Source organism: Stenotrophomonas sp. S49 (assembly GCF_016624905.1).
GTDB lineage: Bacteria > Pseudomonadota > Gammaproteobacteria > Xanthomonadales > Xanthomonadaceae > Stenotrophomonas.
The window spans coordinates 1-4,246 of sequence record NZ_JACVUD010000157.1 but is presented as its reverse complement, the minus strand read 5'-3'; the positions used below and the strand labels follow the sequence as shown (position 1 = coordinate 4,246).

Annotated in this window: 3 protein-coding genes; 2 read left to right on the top strand and 1 reads right to left on the bottom strand. The window is 68.5% G+C overall.

Features of this window, described 5'->3' with window-relative positions:
* Positions 1 to 384 precede the first annotated feature (384 nt).
* Positions 385 to 2,448 carry a 3-hydroxyacyl-CoA dehydrogenase NAD-binding domain-containing protein gene (locus IAE58_RS19695; protein ID WP_199934774.1) on the bottom strand — a complete coding sequence of 688 codons (2,064 nt, stop codon included), beginning with the start codon at positions 2,446 to 2,448 and terminating at the stop codon, positions 385 to 387.
* Positions 2,449 to 2,682: 234 nt separating this feature from the next.
* Between IAE58_RS19695 and rpoE the strand changes: the two genes are divergently transcribed.
* Positions 2,683 to 3,303: an RNA polymerase sigma factor RpoE gene (gene rpoE / locus IAE58_RS19690; protein WP_108750715.1), complete on the top strand. Its 621-nt coding sequence runs from the start codon at positions 2,683 to 2,685 to the stop codon at positions 3,301 to 3,303.
* Positions 3,300 to 4,169 (top strand): sigma-E factor negative regulatory protein, encoded by an 870-nt coding sequence (locus IAE58_RS19685; RefSeq protein ID WP_199934775.1) that lies wholly within the window; start codon positions 3,300 to 3,302, stop codon positions 4,167 to 4,169. Before rpoE ends, IAE58_RS19685 begins: the two co-directional genes overlap by 4 nt.
* Positions 4,170 to 4,246 lie beyond the last annotated feature (77 nt).

Here is a 4,246-nt window from a genome sequence, read left to right as displayed (position 1 = left end):
TCCATGAAGTGAGCCCCTGACGGTTTCCCGGGGCGTCCAGCCACGGAAAAGAAAAAAGAAAATCAAATTCAAACGCCGGTCGCTTCGCTCGTATCCACGCATGGCGTGTACCAAGCGTGTCGACCAAGGTCGACACCTACCGGGATCGGGGTTGACCCACCGTCACCGGGAAACTGTCAGGGGGTCACTTCATGGATGGGTTTACGGCGTGTCCTGCCAGCCCACACCGCCCCGCCCAACAAACAGAAAAGCCAGAGCCGGCTGTTGCTCTGGCTTTGGCCTTGGCCTTGGCTTTGGCTCTGCAGGCAGTCGAGCAAGCTCGACTCTACGCGCGCGGTCGCCGTTGATTGAGCGGGTGCCGGGCCGCAGGCCCGGCCTACCAACTCACACCACCGGTTCGCGCAGGGCGGGGTTGTCCCAGCCCGGCCGCGGGGCGAAGCGGTCGCCGTGGCGCTGCTGCAGCGCCTTCAGCCGCTCGACGATCGCATCGGCACCAACCGCGCGGATGTGCTGGATCGGGCCGCCACGGAACGGGGCGAAACCGGTGCCGAAGATCACACCCGCATCCAGCAGGTCCGCATCGGCCACCACGCCTTCGTGCAGGCAGGCTACCGCCTCGTTCAACAGCGGCAGGATCAGGCGGTCTTCCAGATCGGTCGGGGCCTGGTAGTTGCTGGCCACGTCCGGCTTCTTCGGCTTGCCGTTTTCCCAGGTGTAGACGCCCTGGCCGTCCTTCTTGCCGCGCTTGTCCGGTTCTACCGTCTGCAGCGCCGCCGGAATCTGCAGGCCCAGGAACGGGGCCAGTTCACGGCCCACGCCGGCAGCCACGTCCAGGCCCACGGTATCGATCAGCTCGATCGGCCCCATCGGCATGCCGAACTTCACGGCCGCCTTGTCGATCACCGGGCCCGGAATGCCTTCGGCATAGGCGGTGGCCGCTTCCAGCATGTACGGGAACAGCACGCGGTTGACCAGGAAGCCCGGGCTGCCGGCCACCGGCACCGGGAACTTGCCCAGCGCCTTGCAGAACGCAGCCAGGCGGCGCTCGGTTTCCGGTGCCATGCCGTCGTGGTGGATGATTTCCACCAGCGGCATCTGCGCCACCGGGTTGAAGTAGTGCAGGCCGGCAAACTGCGCCGGGCGCTGGATGTGGTCGCGCAGTTCCACCAGCGGAATCGACGAGGTATTGGTGGTCAGCAGGGCGTCCAGCTTCATCTTCGGTTCCAGCGTCTGGTACAGCGCACGCTTGGCCTCGGGGTTCTCGATGATGGCCTCGATCACCAGATCGGCCTCGGCCACGCCGTTGCCCTCCAAGTCGGCGCGCAGTCGCGCGGCCACCGCCGGGCGCTTGCTCTCATCGCGCACCTTCTTGGCAAACAGCGCCTGGGCGCGCTCCATGGCCGGGTCGATGAAGCGCTGCTCGCGGTCCTGCAGGGTCACCTCGAAGCCCTTGTAGGCGGCCCAGGCGGCAATGTCGCCACCCATCACGCCGGCACCGACCACGTGCACGTGGCGGATGCCGGAATCACCGCTGCCCAGGCCCTTCAGGCGCTCGGTCAGGAAGAAGATGCGGATCAGGTTGCGCGCGGTCGGCGTGCTGGCCAGCTTCACCACCGCACGGCGCTCGGCATCCAGGCGTGCCTGGATCGGCTTGCCGCCGCTGCGCTGCCAGGTGCTGATCAGTGCATACGGCGCCGGGTACTGGTCCTTCTTCGCCTTGCGCGCCACCTGCTTGACCATCTGCGGTGCCAGCAGCGTGCGCGCCAGCCAGGTATTGGTCGCCCACGCGGTCGCGCGCTGCTTGAACGGCCGGGTGGTGCCGGACAGTGCCAGCGCCACGGCGGTATCGAGCACCACGGCCGGTGCCACCACCTTGTCGACCAGGCCGATGCCACGCGCTGCCGAGGCCGACAGGGTGCGCCCGGTCAGCATCAGGTCCATCGCCGCCGGCGCACCCACCAGGTGCGGCAGTCGCGCGCTGCCGCCCCAGCCCGGGAAGATGCCCAGTTGGGTTTCCGGCAGGCCGATGCGGGTGCTGCTGTCATTGGAGGCCACACGGTAGCGGCAGGCCAGCGCCAGTTCGGTACCGCCGCCCAGGCAGTGGCCATGGATGGCCGCCACGGTGGGGCAGGGCAGCTCGGCCAGCTTCTGGTAGGTGGACTGGCCGCGGCGGATGGCATCGTTCACGGTGCCGCGGCGGTCGAATTCCTGGAACTCCTTCAGGTCGGCACCGGCAATGAAGCCGGCCTTCTTCGCCGACTGGATCACCACGCCCTTGGGCGGGTCCAGGGCGATGCGTTCGAGCAGGTCGCCCAGTTCCAGCAGCACGTCCTGCGACATCGCGTTGACGCTGGTGTCCTGACGATCCAGGGTAAGGACCACCACGCCGTCTTCACGGATTTCGGGGTGCCAGTGGCTGAAGCGGAGCCCATCGAAGCCTGAGAGCATGGACGTTCCATCCGGTTGTGTATGGAGAAGCGGCTATGATCCAGAGGTTGTTTCCCCCGCGTCAAATCCCAATAGGAGGGGTAGGCGACCCCGGATCCATGGCCGTGGAACCGGACGCTAGCGGAACGGTGGTTAAAAGCTGGTGCGGCGCCGGGTGATCGGCGACTGAACTTTTCCCGGGATTGGCAGTCTCATTGCCCGACGTCGGTTGGGCTGACAGGAGTGCGGCCCCTCATGGCCGAGGTTGAAACACCACAGGAGCTGGACCTGGAACTGGTCCGGCGCGTGCAGCACGGCGAGAGCGCCGCGTTCGATGTCCTGGTGCGCAAGTACCAGCATCGCGTGGTGGCCCTTGTCGGTCGCTACATCGCCGACTGGAGCGAATGTCAGGACGTGGCCCAGGACACTTTCATGCGCGCCTATCGCGCCATAGGAAGCTTCCGCGGCGACGCCCAGTTCTCAACCTGGTTGCATCGGATCGCCGTGAACACTGCCAAAAACTACCTGGCTTCACACAATCGACGCCCGCCCACCGATGACATCGACATCGGTGATGCCGAGCAGTTCGACAGCGGCACCCGTCTGCGCGACACCGACACGCCCGAACGCGAGTTGATGCGCCAGGAACTGGAACAGACGGTGATGAAGGCCGTCAACGCGCTGCCGGAAGAACTCCGGTCGGCGATCACCCTGCGCGAGGTGGAAGGCCTGAGCTACGAGGAAATCGCGCAGAAGATGGGGTGCCCGATCGGCACCGTGCGTTCGCGGATCTTCCGGGCGCGCGAGGCGATCGACACTGAACTCCGGCCGCTGCTGGACATCGGCAGCGCCACCCGCGAGAAGAGCCGCGTATGACCAGTAACCCGTTGAACGAATCGCAGAACCACCAATCCCCGGCCGGGCAGCGCCTGGACCAGCGCCACCGCGAACAGCTGTCGGCCCTGGTCGATGGCGAGCTGGGCGCCGACGAGGCGCGCTTCCTGCTGCGCCGCATGGAACATGATCCGGAACTGGCCGGCTGCCAGGAACGCTGGCAGCTGCTGGGCGATGTGATGCGTGGCCAGGCTTCGCTGCTGGCCCCGGCCGGTTTCAGTGAACGCGTGGCCGCAGCGATTGCCGCCGAACCCGCGCCGGTGGCCGAACCGCGCCGGCAGGTGCGTCGCACTGGCTGGCGTGCCTGGGGCGGCGGTGCCGCACTGGCAGCCTCGGTGGCCGCCGTGGCCCTGTTCATGGGCGGCGAAAAGCTGCAGACCCCCGCACCCGGCGAAGCCCCGTCCCCCCAGGTGGTGGCCAGCCAGGCCGAACTGGCGCCGGCTGCCGCACCGGTAACCGAAGCGTCGGTGGACAGCGCCGCGATGGCCGTGGCCGCTGTGCCGGCGGTGGCCATGGCCGCCAGCCGCCGCCAGGATGCCCGCCGCGCCAGTGCCACCCGCAGCCAGCAGGCCGCACGCGTGGCCCAGCGTGACGAGGCGCCACAGCGCGCCGTTGCCATGGCTGCGGTGCCGCTGGCGCCGTCGGTGCCAGCCGCCAACACGCGCCATCTGCCCTTCGGCGATGTCGGTAGCCTGCAGGCACGGCCTTGGCCGAAGTCCAGCCTGGCCCCGGCCGGCGGCGGCGCCTTCAACGCCAGCTTCCCGGCCGCGTCCGGTGGCGCCGCGTTCTATCCCTTCGAGCCGCGCCTGCAGGACGATCTGCCGGCGCCGCCCCGCCCGCGCGACTGACCTGGAGCGCGCCGGTCCAGGCCCCCCCCCGGGGGGGGGGGGGGGGGCGGGCGCGGGGGGGGGCGGGGGCCCCCGCC

Coding starts and splice junctions, on each gene's coding strand:
- IAE58_RS19695 (WP_199934774.1), bottom strand. CDS start 2,448: ATGCTCTCAGGCTTCGATGGGCTCCGCTTCAGCCACTGGCACCCCGAA.
- rpoE (WP_108750715.1), top strand. CDS start 2,683: ATGGCCGAGGTTGAAACACCACAGGAGCTGGACCTGGAACTGGTCCGG.
- IAE58_RS19685 (WP_199934775.1), top strand. CDS start 3,300: ATGACCAGTAACCCGTTGAACGAATCGCAGAACCACCAATCCCCGGCC.